The organism is Mesorhizobium sp. NZP2234 (assembly GCF_013170765.1).
In the GTDB taxonomy this organism is placed as follows: Bacteria; Pseudomonadota; Alphaproteobacteria; order Rhizobiales; family Rhizobiaceae; genus Mesorhizobium; species Mesorhizobium loti_D.
The window spans coordinates 4,040,812-4,055,222 of record NZ_CP033364.1 but is presented as its reverse complement, the minus strand read 5'-3'; the positions used below and the strand labels follow the sequence as shown (position 1 = coordinate 4,055,222).

17 protein-coding genes are annotated in these 14,411 nt (G+C 63.0%); 3 read left to right on the top strand and 14 right to left on the bottom strand.

Translation table 11 applies throughout. The features are described 5' to 3' along the window. Positions 1-3: 3 nt before the first annotated feature. Both clpS and EB230_RS19975 read right to left on the bottom strand, forming a co-directional pair. Positions 4-333, bottom strand: coding sequence for an ATP-dependent Clp protease adapter ClpS (gene clpS / locus EB230_RS19980; RefSeq protein ID WP_010909565.1), 330 nt, complete (start codon positions 331-333; stop codon positions 4-6). Positions 334-608: 275 nt separating this feature from the next. After that, the gene (locus EB230_RS19975) at positions 609-938 is read right to left on the bottom strand and encodes a phasin family protein (RefSeq protein WP_056576955.1); all 330 of its coding nucleotides are present in this window, start codon (positions 936-938) and stop codon (positions 609-611) included. 283 nt (positions 939-1,221) lie between these two features. Between EB230_RS19975 and EB230_RS19970 the strand changes: the two genes are divergently transcribed. After that, positions 1,222-2,646 (top strand): D-alanyl-D-alanine carboxypeptidase family protein, encoded by a 1,425-nt coding sequence (locus EB230_RS19970; RefSeq protein WP_172373730.1) that lies wholly within the window; start codon positions 1,222-1,224, stop codon positions 2,644-2,646. A gap of 47 nt (positions 2,647-2,693) precedes the next feature. Here EB230_RS19970 and EB230_RS19965 read toward each other — a convergent pair whose 3' ends face one another. The 3 genes from EB230_RS19965 to EB230_RS19955 all read right to left on the bottom strand — a co-directional run bounded on the left by EB230_RS19965 (position 2,694) and on the right by EB230_RS19955 (position 5,583). Continuing rightward, the gene (locus EB230_RS19965) at positions 2,694-3,395 is read right to left on the bottom strand and encodes a DnaJ domain-containing protein (protein ID WP_172373727.1); all 702 of its coding nucleotides are present in this window, start codon (positions 3,393-3,395) and stop codon (positions 2,694-2,696) included. A gap of 277 nt (positions 3,396-3,672) precedes the next feature. Beyond that, complete coding sequence (locus EB230_RS19960; protein ID WP_172373715.1) at positions 3,673-4,110, bottom strand: DUF1489 family protein; 438 nt, start codon at positions 4,108-4,110, stop codon at positions 3,673-3,675. Positions 4,111-4,179: 69 nt separating this feature from the next. After that, entirely contained in the window at positions 4,180-5,583 is a 1,404-nt protein-coding gene (locus EB230_RS19955; protein WP_056576943.1) for an L-serine ammonia-lyase, read from the bottom strand. Between the two features lie 178 nt (positions 5,584-5,761). On the opposite strand from EB230_RS19955, the gene EB230_RS19950 reads away from it, so the two are divergent. Continuing rightward, complete coding sequence (locus EB230_RS19950) at positions 5,762-6,481, top strand: DUF599 domain-containing protein (protein WP_056576940.1); 720 nt, start codon at positions 5,762-5,764, stop codon at positions 6,479-6,481. Here EB230_RS19950 and EB230_RS19945 read toward each other — a convergent pair. The 6 genes from EB230_RS19945 to EB230_RS19920 form a co-directional block, all read right to left on the bottom strand. Beyond that, positions 6,454-7,251 carry a YdcF family protein gene (locus EB230_RS19945; protein WP_056576937.1) on the bottom strand — a complete coding sequence of 266 codons (798 nt, stop codon included), beginning with the start codon at positions 7,249-7,251 and terminating at the stop codon, positions 6,454-6,456. The two genes, EB230_RS19950 and EB230_RS19945, sit on opposite strands and share 28 nt — an antisense overlap. A 55-nt stretch (positions 7,252-7,306) precedes the next feature. After that, entirely contained in the window at positions 7,307-8,872 is a 1,566-nt protein-coding gene (locus tag EB230_RS19940) for an amidase family protein (protein WP_056576934.1), read from the bottom strand. Continuing rightward, entirely contained in the window at positions 8,872-9,327 is a 456-nt protein-coding gene (locus EB230_RS19935) for a GNAT family N-acetyltransferase (protein ID WP_056576931.1), read from the bottom strand. The genes EB230_RS19940 and EB230_RS19935 overlap by 1 nt, the downstream gene beginning before the upstream one ends. A gap of 7 nt (positions 9,328-9,334) precedes the next feature. Next, positions 9,335-9,622: an Asp-tRNA(Asn)/Glu-tRNA(Gln) amidotransferase subunit GatC gene (gatC, locus tag EB230_RS19930; RefSeq protein WP_027044576.1), complete on the bottom strand. Its 288-nt coding sequence runs from the start codon at positions 9,620-9,622 to the stop codon at positions 9,335-9,337. Positions 9,623-9,938: 316 nt separating this feature from the next. Beyond that, positions 9,939-10,355, bottom strand: a complete 417-nt coding sequence (locus EB230_RS19925) for a hypothetical protein (RefSeq protein ID WP_081294745.1) — start codon at positions 10,353-10,355, stop codon at positions 9,939-9,941. Positions 10,356-10,379: 24 nt separating this feature from the next. Then, positions 10,380-11,087 carry a metal-dependent hydrolase gene (locus tag EB230_RS19920; protein ID WP_172373712.1) on the bottom strand — a complete coding sequence of 236 codons (708 nt, stop codon included), beginning with the start codon at positions 11,085-11,087 and terminating at the stop codon, positions 10,380-10,382. A 124-nt stretch (positions 11,088-11,211) separates the two neighbouring features. On the opposite strand from EB230_RS19920, the gene ruvX reads away from it, so the two are divergent. Further along, a complete protein-coding gene (gene ruvX, locus EB230_RS19915; RefSeq protein ID WP_172373709.1) occupies positions 11,212-11,718 on the top strand; it encodes a Holliday junction resolvase RuvX in 507 nt (168 codons plus the stop codon). On the opposite strand, the gene EB230_RS19910 is transcribed toward ruvX, so the two are convergent. From EB230_RS19910 to EB230_RS19900, 3 genes are all read right to left on the bottom strand, one after another. Continuing rightward, entirely contained in the window at positions 11,636-11,977 is a 342-nt protein-coding gene (locus tag EB230_RS19910; RefSeq protein ID WP_081294746.1) for a DUF6105 family protein, read from the bottom strand. The genes ruvX and EB230_RS19910 overlap by 83 nt on opposite strands. After that, complete coding sequence (locus EB230_RS19905) at positions 11,977-12,525, bottom strand: hypothetical protein (RefSeq protein WP_056576919.1); 549 nt, start codon at positions 12,523-12,525, stop codon at positions 11,977-11,979. Before EB230_RS19905 ends, EB230_RS19910 begins: the two co-directional genes overlap by 1 nt. 118 nt (positions 12,526-12,643) lie before the next feature. Continuing rightward, on the bottom strand, positions 12,644-14,272 hold the full coding sequence (locus tag EB230_RS19900; protein WP_056577425.1) for a DNA alkylation response protein: 1,629 nt from the start codon (positions 14,270-14,272) through the stop codon (positions 12,644-12,646). Positions 14,273-14,411 lie beyond the last annotated feature (139 nt).

Sequence of the window (14,411 nt, the reverse complement as noted above, 5' to 3'; positions counted from 1 at the left end):
ACCTCACTTCTTCTCCATCACGCATTGCAGCGGATGCTGATTCTGTCGGGCGAAATCCATGACCTGAGACACTTTGGTCTCGGCCACCTCGAAAGTATAGACCCCGCACTCGCCCACTCCATGATTGTGAACATGGAGCATGATGCGTGTGGCGGCTTCGCGGTCCTTCTGGAAAAAACGCTCCAGAACGTGAACCACGAACTCCATCGGAGTGTAGTCGTCGTTGAGGATGAGGACCCGGTAAAGGCTGGGCTTCTTGGTCTTGGTTTTGGTGCGCGTGATCACGGCCGTCCCGCGGCCGGCCTCATTGCCGTCGCCGCCGCCGTTTTGCATCCGCGCCACTTGTTTCGTGGCAGTCAAACCGATCGTCACGTAATCCTGCCTCTTCGAATCCTCATGCGAGTTCGACATGTAGGTGTTCGATGGACGATTTTAAGCCCTTCTGGTTAGCTGACAATATGGCTAGGTGACCAAACTTCGCGGATTTTCGCAATCGTGAAGCGCTACGCCGCTCCGGAGGGGAAATTGGCATGAAAAAACCCGGCCGCGCTTCCGCGACCGGGTTGTCCCAGACCCAAAGGGCCGGAGTTGCGACTGTCGGGCGAAAATTACTTCGCCTTGGCAACGATCGATTCGAACGGCTTGTAAGCTTCCTTGGCGAGTTCGGCATAGAGATCGCCAATCTTGGTGGCCTCGGCGACGAACGCCTCGTAGGACTGCTTGGCGTAGTCTGTGTGGATCTCGATCGCCTTTTCCAGCGACTTGGCCGAAAACAGCTTTTCGGCAGCGGCGCTGCCGGCTTCGAAACTCTTCTTGGTATATTCACCGGCTTCGGTCGCGATCGCCTGCGCACCCTTGGAGAGCGAAGCGAAGCTCTTCAATCCGGTATCGGCGAATTCCTTGCCGTATTTGCTGAAGTCCTCATAGGTCTGGGTCATTTCACGATTCCCTTGACGGTTGAGACGTCCTTCTTCGGGGCGCCCCTGTGCAATGCACTCAATATATTGTGCGACGCACAAAAGTCAATATTTGGCCTGCGTGGAGGCTTGCCTGCGCAGGCAATGGCTAAAAATCAAATAAAGTGAGTTTCAAGCCCGAAGAAAATGGTGAACGCGGCGGTTACCATAAACGGATTGGTAACGCTGCCCCGCTAGCTTGGCTGGAAGTGAGGCAGGACCCTTTGCCGCCTCCAACGCAACGAAGAATTCAAGGGAAATATCAGTGCGTCAGGCGTTGTTGGGCATCGTTTCCAAATCCACCTCCCCCCTCAAAGCGATCATGGCCCTCGCCTTGGCGATGACATTCGTTTGCGCCGACGTCGCCTCGTCGCTGGCCGCGCGCCAGGCGGCCATTGTCGTGGACGCCAAGACGGGCAAGGTGCTGTACTCCGCGGATGCCAACGGCAGGCGCTATCCGGCGTCGCTGACCAAGATGATGACGCTCTATCTGACCTTCGAAGCTATGGCGAAGGGCAAGATCGGCAAAAACTCGCCGGTGGTGTTTTCGGCCCATGCGTCCGCCGAGGCGCCGACGAAACTCGGCGTGAAGCCGGGCGGTTCGGTCACGGTCGAGACCGCGATCCTGTCGATTGTCACCAAGTCGGCGAATGATTCGGCCACGGCGCTCGGCGAAATGCTTGGCGGTGATGAAGCCACCTTTGCGCGCATGATGACCGCCAAGGCGCGGCAGCTCGGCATGAACGGCACCGTCTTCCGCAACGCCAACGGCCTGCCTGATCCTGGCCAGTTCACCACCGCGCGCGACATGGCCACGCTGGGCATCGCACTGCGGGAGCATTTCCCCCAGTACTATGGCTATTTCTCGCAGCGCTCCTTTCTCTACGGCCGCCAGCGCATCAACGGCCATAACCGACTGCTCGGACGCATCAAGGGCGTCGACGGCATCAAAACCGGCTACACCCGTGCCTCCGGCTTCAATCTCGTCTCGTCCGTCTCCGACGGCAACCGCCGGCTCGTCGCCGTTGTCATGGGCGGGACGTCGGGCGGCAGCCGCGACAACCAGATGGCAAGCCTGATCAACACCTATCTGCCGAGGGCATCGACCCGCGGTGGTGGCGATCTGGTTGCCAAGGCTGACAGCAACAATCCGATCAAGGCACTTGCCAAGGTTCTCCTGCCCAAGCACGACGCGCCGACCCCGGATGAAAAGCCGGTAGCCGTCGCTGAAGACGACACCTCTGTCGCCGACGACGCAGCCGTTGCCCAGGGCGACAGCGAGGACGAGGATGCCGCTCAGGCCGAGGCACCCAAACTGGTAGCCCCGGCAAAGAAGGTAAAGACCGTCATCGTCGCTGCCCCCAAGGTCGCTACGGCGCAGGTCGTGGCCGCCTATGCCGAACCGACTCCGGCTGTCGACCCGGTCAACACGGCGTCGGTACCGTCGGGCTGGGCCATCCAGGTCGCATCGTCGCCTAAACAGTCGGAAGCCCAGGCATTCCTCGACAAGACCACCAAGCAGGCGCCCAAGGTGCTGGCGGATGCCGCCGGCTTCACCGTCGCCTTCGACAAGGACGGAGTCACCTATTACCGCGCCCGTTTCGGCGGTTTCGGATCGAAGGACGCCGCCTGGAAGGCCTGCACTGCTTTGAAGAAGAAGAAAATCGAGTGCTACGCCGTCCAGCAATAGGACGGCGTGGAAGCGATCTCCCGGAAAATTCCTGCGTCGAAGGAGAACTAGTTGTGATTGGAGAGCAAGACGTCCTTGGCTTCGTTAATTCGCGCCGCCAGGAAAGACGTGCCGCCGACATCGGGGTGCAGGCGCTGCATCAGGCGGCGGTGCGCCTTGCGGACATCCGCCGCGGCGGCCCCCGCTTCAAGACCAAGGACCTTGTAGGCCTCCTCCTTAGTCATGGAGCCCGGACCTGGCGCAACACCCAGCCCTTCGCCACCGTTCGTCTCAGTGTTTTTGCGCCAGACGGGAAATCTGCCGTCAAGATACGTCTCTAGCAGTTGGCGACTCTCCGCATCGCCGGAGAGTTCGCGGTAGAGATGCTGCAGCTCCGCAAGGCCCATCGCGCCAAGCATCTTGCCGTCGTGGCGGCCGGCCAGAACCAGTCCTTCAAGGCCGCCCGTATTGTGATCCAACTCCATCTCGAGTGCTGCCGTCCGCACCGTTGAGCGTTTTCCCGACGCCGAACTGACCTTGGGTCGGTTCGCGTGCATGGCGGCATACCAGCCGATTGCCCCGAACAGGATGACGCCGCCGATTCCGCTTCGACCGACCAGAAGCACCGCGCCGCCCGCCAGCGCCAGCAGGACCGGAGCCAGTGTTCTCGTCCCGCTCGCAAGCCGGGCGGGGTCGGCCCGAAGGAAGGCCGAGACTACGGCCAGGAGCACCAGCAGCAGTACGACCAGAACGATAATTGCGCCTAACATTTCCTACCGCCCCGCGAGTAACCTGTCCGCCCGGACAGCCGCGTGATGTCATCAACCACTTTTTCTGCGCCGGAATGATGGCCTTCCCTCGGGCAGGAAGAGGCCGCCATGTAGGCCGGCCCGGCGAACGCCGCGGCTTTCGTCGAGTTCGACAGCTTTTGATCGCGCATGAATTTCAAGATGTGGCGTTGTGGCTCCGCTTGCAAGTCCAGTGCGAGGCAAGATTGAGGGCCAGAAACGGCCAGCGCCCGGACAGGCAACGCTTGTGCGCGGAGATCTACAGCAAGCCGAGGTCGGCAAGCTCGCGTCTGAGTTTCGGCGGCATCTCGACCAGCCCGGCCTTCCCCTTGCCGAGATCGAGTGGCGCGTCCGAAGGTTTCAGGTAGCGCCAGCCCTGGAAAGCCCGCCGCGGCTGCCAGTCGGTGCGCACGACTTGCGGATCGAGCATCAAATGGCAGCGGCCGATGCCCTCATCGTCGGTGAACGGCCGGATTTCAGTGATCAGCTGGCGGCACTGCACGTTGCCCTTGATCACCCAGTAGAGTGAACCGCCATCGGTGATCTCGGCGCCGCGCGACGGCACCATGCGCGTGGTGTGCCAGTGTTCGGCCGGTTCACCGGCCCGGCGCCGTTCGTCGAGACGGAACTCGATCCATTCCTCGAGATCCTCGACGCTGTCGCAGCCGACGCACAGTTTTAGGAGATTGAGAGCCATTCGCTAAGGTTAGTCCGGAGCGCCGACACGTCAACGGCCTGACGAACTTCTCCACAGTGCCAAGCGCCTTCAGCACTCCACGACATTGACGGCGAGCCCGCCGAGGCTGGTTTCTTTGTACTTCTCATTCATGTCGAGGCCTGTCTGGCGCATCGTCTCGATCGCCGAGTCGAGCGGCACGAAGTGAACGCCGTCGCCCTTGATCGCCAATGAGGCGGCGGTCACCGCCTTGACCGCGCCGAGAGCATTGCGCTCGATGCACGGAACCTGCACCAGCCCGCCGACCGGATCGCAGGTCATGCCGAGATGGTGTTCGAGCGCGATCTCGGCCGCATTTTCCACCTGCATGGGCGTACCGCCCATGACCGCGCACAGGCCGGCCGCTGCCATTGCCGAGGCGGAACCGACCTCGCCCTGGCATCCGACCTCGGCGCCCGAGATCGACGCATTGGTCTTGATGATGCCGCCGACGGCCGCTGCCGTCAGCAGGAAGTCGCGGATGCTCGGCTGGTCGGCCTCGGGATGGAAATGCAGCCAGTAGCGAAGCACCGCCGGCAGCGTGCCGGCTGCGCCATTGGTCGGCGCGGTGACGACGCGCCCGCCCGCCGCATTCTCCTCGTTGACCGCCATCGCGTAGATCGACAGCCAGTCATTGGCAAGCAGCGGATTTGGCCGGTTCTGTTGCCACTGTTCCTGCAGCTTGTCGTGGAGCTGCCGGGCGCGGCGCCGCACCTTCAGCCCACCAGGCATGATGCCGTCCTGCGACAGGCCACGGTCGATGCAGCCCTTCATCGCGCTCCAGATCGCGTCGAGGCCGGCATCGAGCTCCTCGCGCGACATCTGCGTCTCCTCGTTGACGCGCTTCATCTCGGCGACGGAAAGGCCGCTCTTGGCCGCCATCTTCAGCATCTCGACCGCGTTCTTGAAGGGATAAGGCACTTTCTTGCCTTCTGTCGTCACCGACCCCTTGGCCTTCATCCGCTGCAATTCTTCTTCCGAGACCACGAAGCCGCCGCCGATCGAATAGTAGATGCGCTTGAGAAGCAGACGGCCGCCGGCATCGTAGGCATAGAACGCCATGCCGTTGGCGTGCCCCGTGAGCGGCGTCTTGCGGTCGAGCACCAGATCCGTGGCCGGGTCGAAATTGTAGGACGGGTGACCGGGCGGTGAAATCACCCTGTCGGCGGTGATGCGGCCGACAATGCCGTCGGCCTGATCGGGATCGACCGTTTGCGGCGTCTGGCCGGCAAGGCCGAGGATAACGGCGCGGTCGCTGCCATGGCCGATTCCGGTATAGGCGAGCGAGCCATGCAGGCTGGCCCCGATGCGGGCGACCTTGGCGCCGGCGGGCCGCGGCCAGTCGTCCCCCGCGACTTCGTCGAGAAACCGCCGCGCGGCAGTCATCGGCCCCATCGTGTGAGAGCTGGAGGGGCCGATGCCGATCTTGAACAGGTCGAAAACCGAAAGGAACACGCTGTCTCCTGGGGCACGTCGAGGACTACATACAGATATAGGAATTCCCCGGATGTTTCCGCTCTTTTGGCAATCGCGGCGCAGCACCTGCCGACCTTGTTTGCTCCGGCAGCGACATTGCCGTCGATCACGTGAGCCCGCATCGAAGCGACCGTGCTGGATGTGATAAATTCAGCCCATGGGCGATTCCTTCTATCTTTCGATGGCTGATTTCGGGGCGCTGGCCTTCTTCCTGATCGCGTGGCTGCTGCACACGCTCGCCTCCGACGGCAAGCTGGTCAGCCGAATGTCGCTGACGACGGCGATGAATGCACAACGCGAAGCCTGGATGCGCACCATGGCCGAACGCGAAATCCGTATCGTCGACACCGCCATCATGAGCGGCCTGCAGCAGGGAACCGCCTTCTTCGCCTCCAGTTCCCTGATCGCGCTCGGCGGCTGCTTTGCCTTGCTTGGCGCGTCCGACCGGGTGCTTGAGGTGCTGAGCAACCTGCCGCTCGGCGGAGCGCCGTCGCGCCCGGCCTTCCAGATCAAGGTGCTGGGACTGGTGCTGATCCTCGCCTTTTCCTTCTTCAAATTCGGCTGGGCCTACCGGCTGTTCAACTACTGCTCGATCCTGATCGGCGCGGTGCCGATCCCGCACGGCGAAGCCTCACGCAATCCGGTCACCGAAACGGCGGTGTGGCGCGCGGCGCAGATGAACATGCTGGCCGGCAAGCATTTCAACTCGGGCCTGCGCGGCGTGTTCTTCTCGATCGGCTATCTCGGCTGGTTCGTCGACCCGGTGGTGTTTATGCTGTCGACACTTCTGTTGCTGGCCGTGCTGGTGCGCCGCCAGTTCTTCTCGGCGGCGCGGCGCGCCGTCATCGGTCAGCCGCCCGGCGCCGGAAACGGCTGATCGATGCGGCCCGAAAGCCAATAGGCGACAAGCCCGATCCATTCGCGGAGCGCTATGGTGGTGTTCTGCACGGAATCGATCGGATTGTCGCGAAACAAGCCGACACCTTCCTTGCCGGAAGTATGATAGTCGACCGGCCATGGAACGGTTGGAAACCCAGCCTTGTCGAACAGCGCCTTGGCCCTTGGCATGTGGAAGGCGGAGGTCACCAGCAGCCAGGTCTCGCCCGACTTCGGTTCGACGAGTTTGCGGCTGAAGACCGCATTTTCGTAGGTGTTGCGGGACTTGTCCTCAAGGACAAGACGATCGGCCGATACACCCAGCGGGACGAGCAGGCGGGACGCGGTGTCGGCGTCTCCCTCGGCGTCGATGAAAAACGAGCCGTGTCCACCCGATACAACCACCTTGGCTTCGGGGAAGCGTCGGGCGAGGATCGCGGTCTCGACCATGCGGTCGCCGCTGCTGCCCAATTCATAGCCGCCACGCGCCAAGTTGATGGCGCCCTCGAAGCCGCCGCCCAGCACGATGATGCCGTCGACCTTTTGCGGCAATGGCGGGCGCGGAAAGCGTTCTTCCAGCGGGTTGAGCATCATCGCCCCAAGCGACGTCCAGGTCGAGAGCGCAAGGATCAGAAAACCAAGCACGCTGCCGGTGACCGCCAGCCGCCGCCGGCCGATCGTTGCGGCGATCAACCCCGCCAGAAGCAGGAAGATCGTCAGGTTGAGCGGCTGGATGAAGAACCAGAAGACCTTGGAAAGAAGGAAGAACATCGCTCACCCCATCACGACGCGGCGCATCCTTTTACGCGCTGGACGAGCGATACCCTTACCACCACTTTTCCGGCTGGAATGTGCCGGCCGCCTGCTCGATGACGGCGGCGGTCTGGAACAGCGTTTCTTCCTCGAACGGCCTGCCGATGAGCTGCAGGCCAAGTGGCAGGCCCTTGGGATCGAGACCGGCCGGCACGGCGATGCCCGGCAGACCGGCCATGTTCACGGTGACCGTGAAAATGTCGTTGAGGTACATCTTGACCGGGTCGGCGGCCATGTCCTCGTCGGCAATGCCGAAGGCAGCCGACGGGGTCGCCGGGGTCAGGATGACGTCCACGCCGGCGGCGAAGACGTTTTCGAAGTCGCGCTTGATCAGGTTGCGGACCTTCTGAGCCTGCAGATAGTAAGCGTCATAGTAGCCGGCCGACAGCACATAGGTGCCGATCATGATACGGCGCTTGACCTCACGGCCGAAACCGGCAGCGCGGGTCTTCTCATACATCTCGACAATGTCCTTGCCTGGCACGCGCAAGCCGTAGCGGACGCCGTCATAGCGCGCGAGGTTCGATGAAGCTTCCGCGGGCGCCACGATGTAGTAGGCCGGCAGCGCGTATTTGGTGTGCGGCAGGGAAATGTCGACGATCTCGGCGCCGGCATCCTTGAGCCAGGCAATGCCCTTCTGCCACAGCGCCTCGATCTCCTCGGGCATGCCGTCGACGCGGTATTCCTTGGGAATGCCGACCTTCATGCCCTTGATCGGCTTGCCGATCGCCGCCTCATAGTCGGGCACCGGCCGGTCGACCGAGGTCGTGTCCTTCGGATCGACGGAGGCCATCGACCTGAGCAGGATCGCGGCGTCGCGCACGTCGCGCGCGATCGGTCCGGCCTGGTCGAGAGACGAGGCGAAAGCGACGATGCCCCAGCGTGAGCAGCGGCCATAGGTCGGCTTGATGCCGACGGTTCCGGTGAACGCGGCCGGCTGACGGATGGAACCGCCAGTGTCCGTGGCCGTGGCGCCGGCGCACAGGAAGGCCGAGACGGCGGTCGCCGAACCACCGGAAGAGCCGCCCGGCACCAGTTGCGCATTGTCCAGGCTGCGCTGGGTTTTCGTGCCGCCGGCAGATACGAAGCCGCCATCGCCCTGATGCGTCGTCGGCATTACCACCGTGTCGAGGCGCGAACGCCGCCAAGGGTTTATGACCGGGCCATAATAGGATGTCTCGTTGGACGAACCCATGGCGAACTCATCCATGTTGAGCTTGCCGAGCATCACCGCGCCGTCGGCCCACAGATTGGCGGTGACAGTTGATTCGTAGCGCGGCTTGAAGCCGTCGAGTACATGGCTGCAGGCCTGGGTGTGAACGCCTTCGGTGCCGAACAGATCCTTGATCCCCAGCGGAATGCCTTCCAGCGCGCCGCCCTCGCCCTTGACCAGCCTGGCATCGGACGCCTTGGCCATATCGCGTGCCTTGTCGCCAGTCACCGCGACGTAGGCATTGAGCGCCGGATTGGCGCGATCGATCGCCGATAGATAGGCCTCGGTGATCTCGGTCGCGGTGATTTCCTTGCCGCGCAGCTTGGCGCGGGCCTGCGAAATCGTCAGTCGGGTCAGATCGCTCATCAAAGGCTCTTTTCGTAAAATACCGACCACTCGGAATCGGGATAATCCAGCACCGGGCCGCAGCGCGAGAACCCGGCACGTTCGTAGACGGCCCAGGCCGCGGGATGGCGATCGCCCGTCTCCAGCACCAGCCGCGTCAGTCCTTCCTGCCTCGCCAGCGCCTCGACCCGTTCGACGATCCTGGCGCCGATCTTGCGACCGCGATGCGAAGGCCGCGTGTACATGCGCTTGACCTCGCCGATAGCGTCGCCATGGCGTTTCAGCGCCCCACAACCGATGGCGATGCCGTCGTCGCGGGCGATGAAAACGGTCGTATCCTGGCCCGCCATCTGCTCGACCGTCAGATGGTAGCAATGCTCAGGCGGCGTCAGTTCGAGCAAGGTCTCGTTGAGTTCCTGGACCAGCCCGCGCACATCGTCCTGCAGCGGCGTCTCGATGGCGATCTCGATTGCCATCGGCGCCCTACTCCACGACCTTCGGCACGAGGAAGAAATTCTCTTCGGTCGCCGGCGCATTGGCGACGATGTCGGCCGCCTTGTTGCCGTCGGTGACGACGTCCTGGCGCTTCTTCATCTCCATCGGCGTCACCGAGGTCATCGGCTCGACGCCGGACACATCGACCTCGTTCAGCTGCTCGACAAAACCAAGGATGGCGTTCAGCTCGCCGGTCATGCGTTCCGCATCTTCTTCGCTGACCGCAATGCGGGCGAGACGCGCCACGCGCTTCACTGTCTTGACATCAACGGACATATATTTGCCTCGGGGAAAACCAGTCCGGGCTATAGCGGCGCGGCGCGCACTGCGCAACATGCATCGTGCCTGGCATCGCGCTAGGCCGCGGTGCCGACCCGGTCCCGGGAGCGCCGCAGCGGGTTGGGCAACTCGAACAATCGCTTCTTGGACGAACACATCCCACATGCGTCCTCGTCTTCCAGCGCCCGAAGGCTCGCAGTTCCGCCATGGAGCAACCTGGCTCAAGCGGTCGATATGCCAGATAAGGATCCCAGTTGCCGGAAAGCCGGTATTTTTGCCTTCTGCATCGGCGACCTGACGCGCTGGATCATCGTCATGGCAGGGCAACGCCCTCGCACAGATAGTAGCTGCCGCTATTGCCGCTCGCCTCGCTTTCGTCGTCGATCGGCCGGACCGACACGAGATCGAGCTGCGTCGGGCTGATCCGCGTTACCGACAGGACATCGGGAAAGACATAGCCCGGTTCCTGGCAGATGGCCGTCACTGCCCAGCTCGGCGAGCGCGTCGCCTTGCTGACCTGCACGAACTCGCAATTGTATTCGACGCCTTGCAGGCCATGCACCGAAAGCACGACGTTGCCGGCGTCGATCAGCGTCTGCAGCGTGTCCTTCCTGGCCTGCGCGCAAAGCTCCTCGGACTGCAGATAGACGCCTTCGATGAAGTCATCCGCGGCGAGCGCGGGCGACGCCGCGACAAACATCGACACGCAAAGAGATCGCCCCAACGCCATGAATTTGTTCCGCTTTGGCCGTTTCTAGATCGTAATCGTCTCGCCGATACCAGGCAATGCGACCTTCACGCCGGACCCTTCCAGGCCGGCCTCGAATTTCTCGGGCGTCGGATCGATCATCGGAAACGTGCCGAAGTGACAAGGCACGACCGTGTCGAACTTGAAGAAACGCCGGCAGGCAAGTGCCGCCACCGCGCCGCCCATGGTGAAACGGTCGCCGATCGGCACGATGCCGATCTTCGGCTCATGCAGTTCGTTGATCAGCGCCATGTCGGAAAAAATGTCGGTGTCGCCCATATGGTAGAGCGTCCGGTCTTCCGGGAAATGCAGGACCAGCCCACCGGGATTGCCGAGATAGACGTTCTTGCCGCCGTCTTCGCCAAACGAGGAGGAGTGCAGCGCCTGGACGAAAGTGGTGGTGAAGCCGCCGCAATCGACCGTGCCGCCGATGTTGCCGGGATTGATCTTGTTGCCGTCCACGCCCTTGCCGACCAGATACATGCAGATCTCGAAATTGGCGACCAGCTGGGCACCGCTCTTGCCGAGCACTTCCAGCGCGCCGCTGATGTGGTCGCTATGCCCGTGCGTCAGCAGGACATGCGTGATCCCTTCCGCCGGTCCTTCCCAGCCGCCCGTCCATGATGGGTTGCCGATCAGATAGGGGTCGATGAGGATCTTGGCGTCAGCGGTTTCGATACGGAAGGCCGAATGGCCGTACCAGGTCAGTTTCATGTATGCATTCCTCGATTTTTGCCGGGCCAAAGGATAGAACGCCGATAGCCCCGAGATCAAAGGGTATAGTGTCCGCCGCCCATCCGGAAGGATGCGTGCCGCTGAAAAAGACAAGGAAAAACCGTTGGCTATCATCACGATTGAGCAATTGCCGGCGCGGCTCGCCAATGGCAGGACGCTAGCGGGGCTCGATCTCGGCGACAAGACGATCGGCGTAGCGGTTTCCGACCGGGGATTCTCCTTCGCCCATCCACGCCCGGTCATCATGCGGAGGAAATTCTCCCTCGACGCCGCCGTGCTTCTGGCCTTGCTGGAGAAGGAGAATGTCGGCGCGGTGGCGATCGGCCTGCCAATCAACATGGATGGGTCGGAAGGTCCGCGCGCGCAGAAATCGCGCGCCTTCGTGCGCAACATGGCGCAGCTGAGCGACCTGCCCTTCATCCTCTGGGATGAGCGGCTGTCGACGGTCGCGGCCGAACGGACGCTGATCGAAATGGATTTCTCGCGCGCCAAACGCGCTGGCAAGATCGATTCGGCGGCGGCCGCCTTTATTCTGCAGGGAGTTTTGGACCGGCTTCGGTCGCTCTATGCAGCCGAACGAACGGAACCTGGACCGCCCAACGCCGACTGATCCAGCCGGCGATTTCGCGACGGCGGCGGAACGCCCACAGGGCCAGCAGCAGAAATCCGTCGAAGATGCACGTCTTCGCCACCATTCCAGGGATGATCGACGGGTCGATGCCCAGCATCTGACCGTAGAGCTGGAAGAAGAAGTCGTGCGTCCGCCGGCTGAGCATGACGTAGCCGAAATTGAGGTCGTTGGCCGACAGATAGAACCAGCCCCAGAAAATCGCCATCGGGGCCGCCCACATTCCGAAGATATAACGCATCAGCGGCCTCCCTTCCCGTTCGGTCCGGTTCGGCCCGATATCAGGGAGAGCAGCGAATTATGGGCCGCTGCCTTCGCCATGCTGTGCGCCATGGCATGGAAATCCGCGTCATCGGACGCGGCTGCCGAGCGCCGCTCGGCGAGCATCGCGACATAGGAGGCCAGAAGCGCGGCCAGCTGCACCGCGACGACCATGAAAAGCCCGTTGATGCCCTGCGCGGCGCCACCAATCAGGATCATCGACAGCACGCCTGAAGCGGAAATGAAGGCCATGCGAACGACGCTGTCTGCGCCCGGGCTAGCCCCATCGTTGATCAAGGAATCGACAAAGGCCCAGAAGAACAGCACCGAGACAACCAGCAATGCTGTCGCCAGCGGCGCGACAACGATGACATTCTCCAGATTGACGAACCGGGCGCTCTCGACGGTGACGCCGAGCACGCCGAGGGCTGCGGCCACACCGCGATTTCCATCGATGCAGATCAGTGCCAGCAGGGCGAAAACAATCGCCCAGTGCACGGACAGAAAGGAGGTCAATACGTGTCGCATCGTGGTTCCTGCTTCGGCAGGAGTGACAGTGGGCTTTGCCGCCCGCCGCCGCAATGGAAACCATTTGTTAAGGTTAACGGCGGTCCACAGCGTGCACGGGGACCCGGCGATTCTCGGCTCAGTTTACTGGCGGATAGAGCGTGTCGATGATCATGCGGGCATCGTGACGCGAATCGAGCATGCCATAGGTGTTGCGCCACTGGCCGGCCAGGCGCGTCTCGACGAAGGCATCGGCGATCCGCCCTGCCCCCAGCCGGCGCAATTCCGCCGCCGCGGCCGACAGCGCCAGTTGTTCGGTCAGCAGCCGGGCCGAGCCCTCATCGGTTGAAGCAACCTGCATTGCCGCCTTCAGCACGCCGATCGTGCCGCGCCCGCCGGCGCCGAGGTCGCGATCGATGCCTGCCAGCACCTCTTCGAACAGGCCCGGCGCGCGGCCGAGCACACGCAGCACGTCGAGGGCCATGACGTTGCCCGATCCTTCCCAGATCGCGTTGACCGGGGCCTCGCGATAGTAACGGGCGAGCGGCGCCTCCTCGACATATCCATTGCCGCCGAGGCACTCCATCGCCTCGTAGAGCAGCGGCGGCGCGATCTTGCACACCCAGTATTTGACGACCGGCGTCATGGCGCGGGCAAATGCCGCCTCGCCGCGATCGCTCGCCGCTTCGTCGAAGGAGCGCGCCAGCCTGAACGACAGCGCGGTCGCCGCGGCGACATCGAGCGCCATGTCGGCCAGCACGCGCTGCATCAGCGGCTGCTCGATCAAGGTCGAGCCGAACACCTGGCGGTGGCGGGCATGATGAACCGCTTCCGCCAGCCCTGCCCGCATGATCGCCGAGGACGCCACGGCACAGTCGAGCCGGGTCAGGGTGACCATGTCCATGATCGTCTTCACACCGGCACCGGGTTCGCCGACCATCTCGCCGATGGCATTGACGAACTCGACCTCGGAAGACGCGTTGGAGCGGTTGCCGAGCTTGTCCTTCAGCCGCTGAAGGCGGAAGCCATTGCCCGACCCGTCGCCGAGAACGCGCGGCACGAGGAAACAGGACAGTCCTTCCGGCGCCTGTGCCAGCACCAGGAAGGCATCCGACATCGGCGCCGACATGAACCATTTATGGCCGGTCAGGCGGTAGAAGCCGCTGCCGGCGCGTTCCGCCCTTGTCGTGTTGGCGCGCACATCCGTGCCGCCCTGTTTCTCCGTCATGCCCATGCCGAGCGTCAGCCCGGTCTTCTCGACCGGCGGCTTCTGGCTCTGGTCGTATTTGCGCGTCGTGACCCGCGGTGCCCATTCGCGGAACAGTTTCGGGCTGGCCATCAGCGCCGCCAGCGAGGCGCTGGTCATGGTGATCGGGCAGAGATGCCCGGTCTCGAGCTCCGCCGTCAGATAGAAGCGGGCGGCGCGCACCTGATGGCGGCGACCGATCTCGGCATCGCCATTTTCCCAGACTGATGAATGCAGGCCGTTCGCCACCGAACGGCGCATCAAGGCGTGATAAGCGGGGTGAAATTCGACCAGGTCGATGCGTCGTCCCTGGCGGTCATGGGTCCTGAGCTTCGGCGTCTCGACATTGGCGAGACGGGCCAGTTCCTGCGCCTCCTGCGTCAGCACGAAACGGCCGAGCCCGTCCAGGTCCTTGCGCACCGGGTCGGAAAAGCGCTCGGCAAGCTGGATCAGCAACGGATCGCCTCGCCAGGCGTTGCCGCCCGTCAACGGCGGCGGCTGGTTCGTTACGTCGTCGGTCACGCCCAATCCTTTTATCGGTAGACCTTTTATCTGCAGAAAGGTCCTTGTCGTGCGAAAGCCACGAATCCGAGGCCCTCGGCTAGATATAGCCAAGCGTTGCCGCGCGCGCGACGAAAATACCGGGGAGAACGGCGCCAAT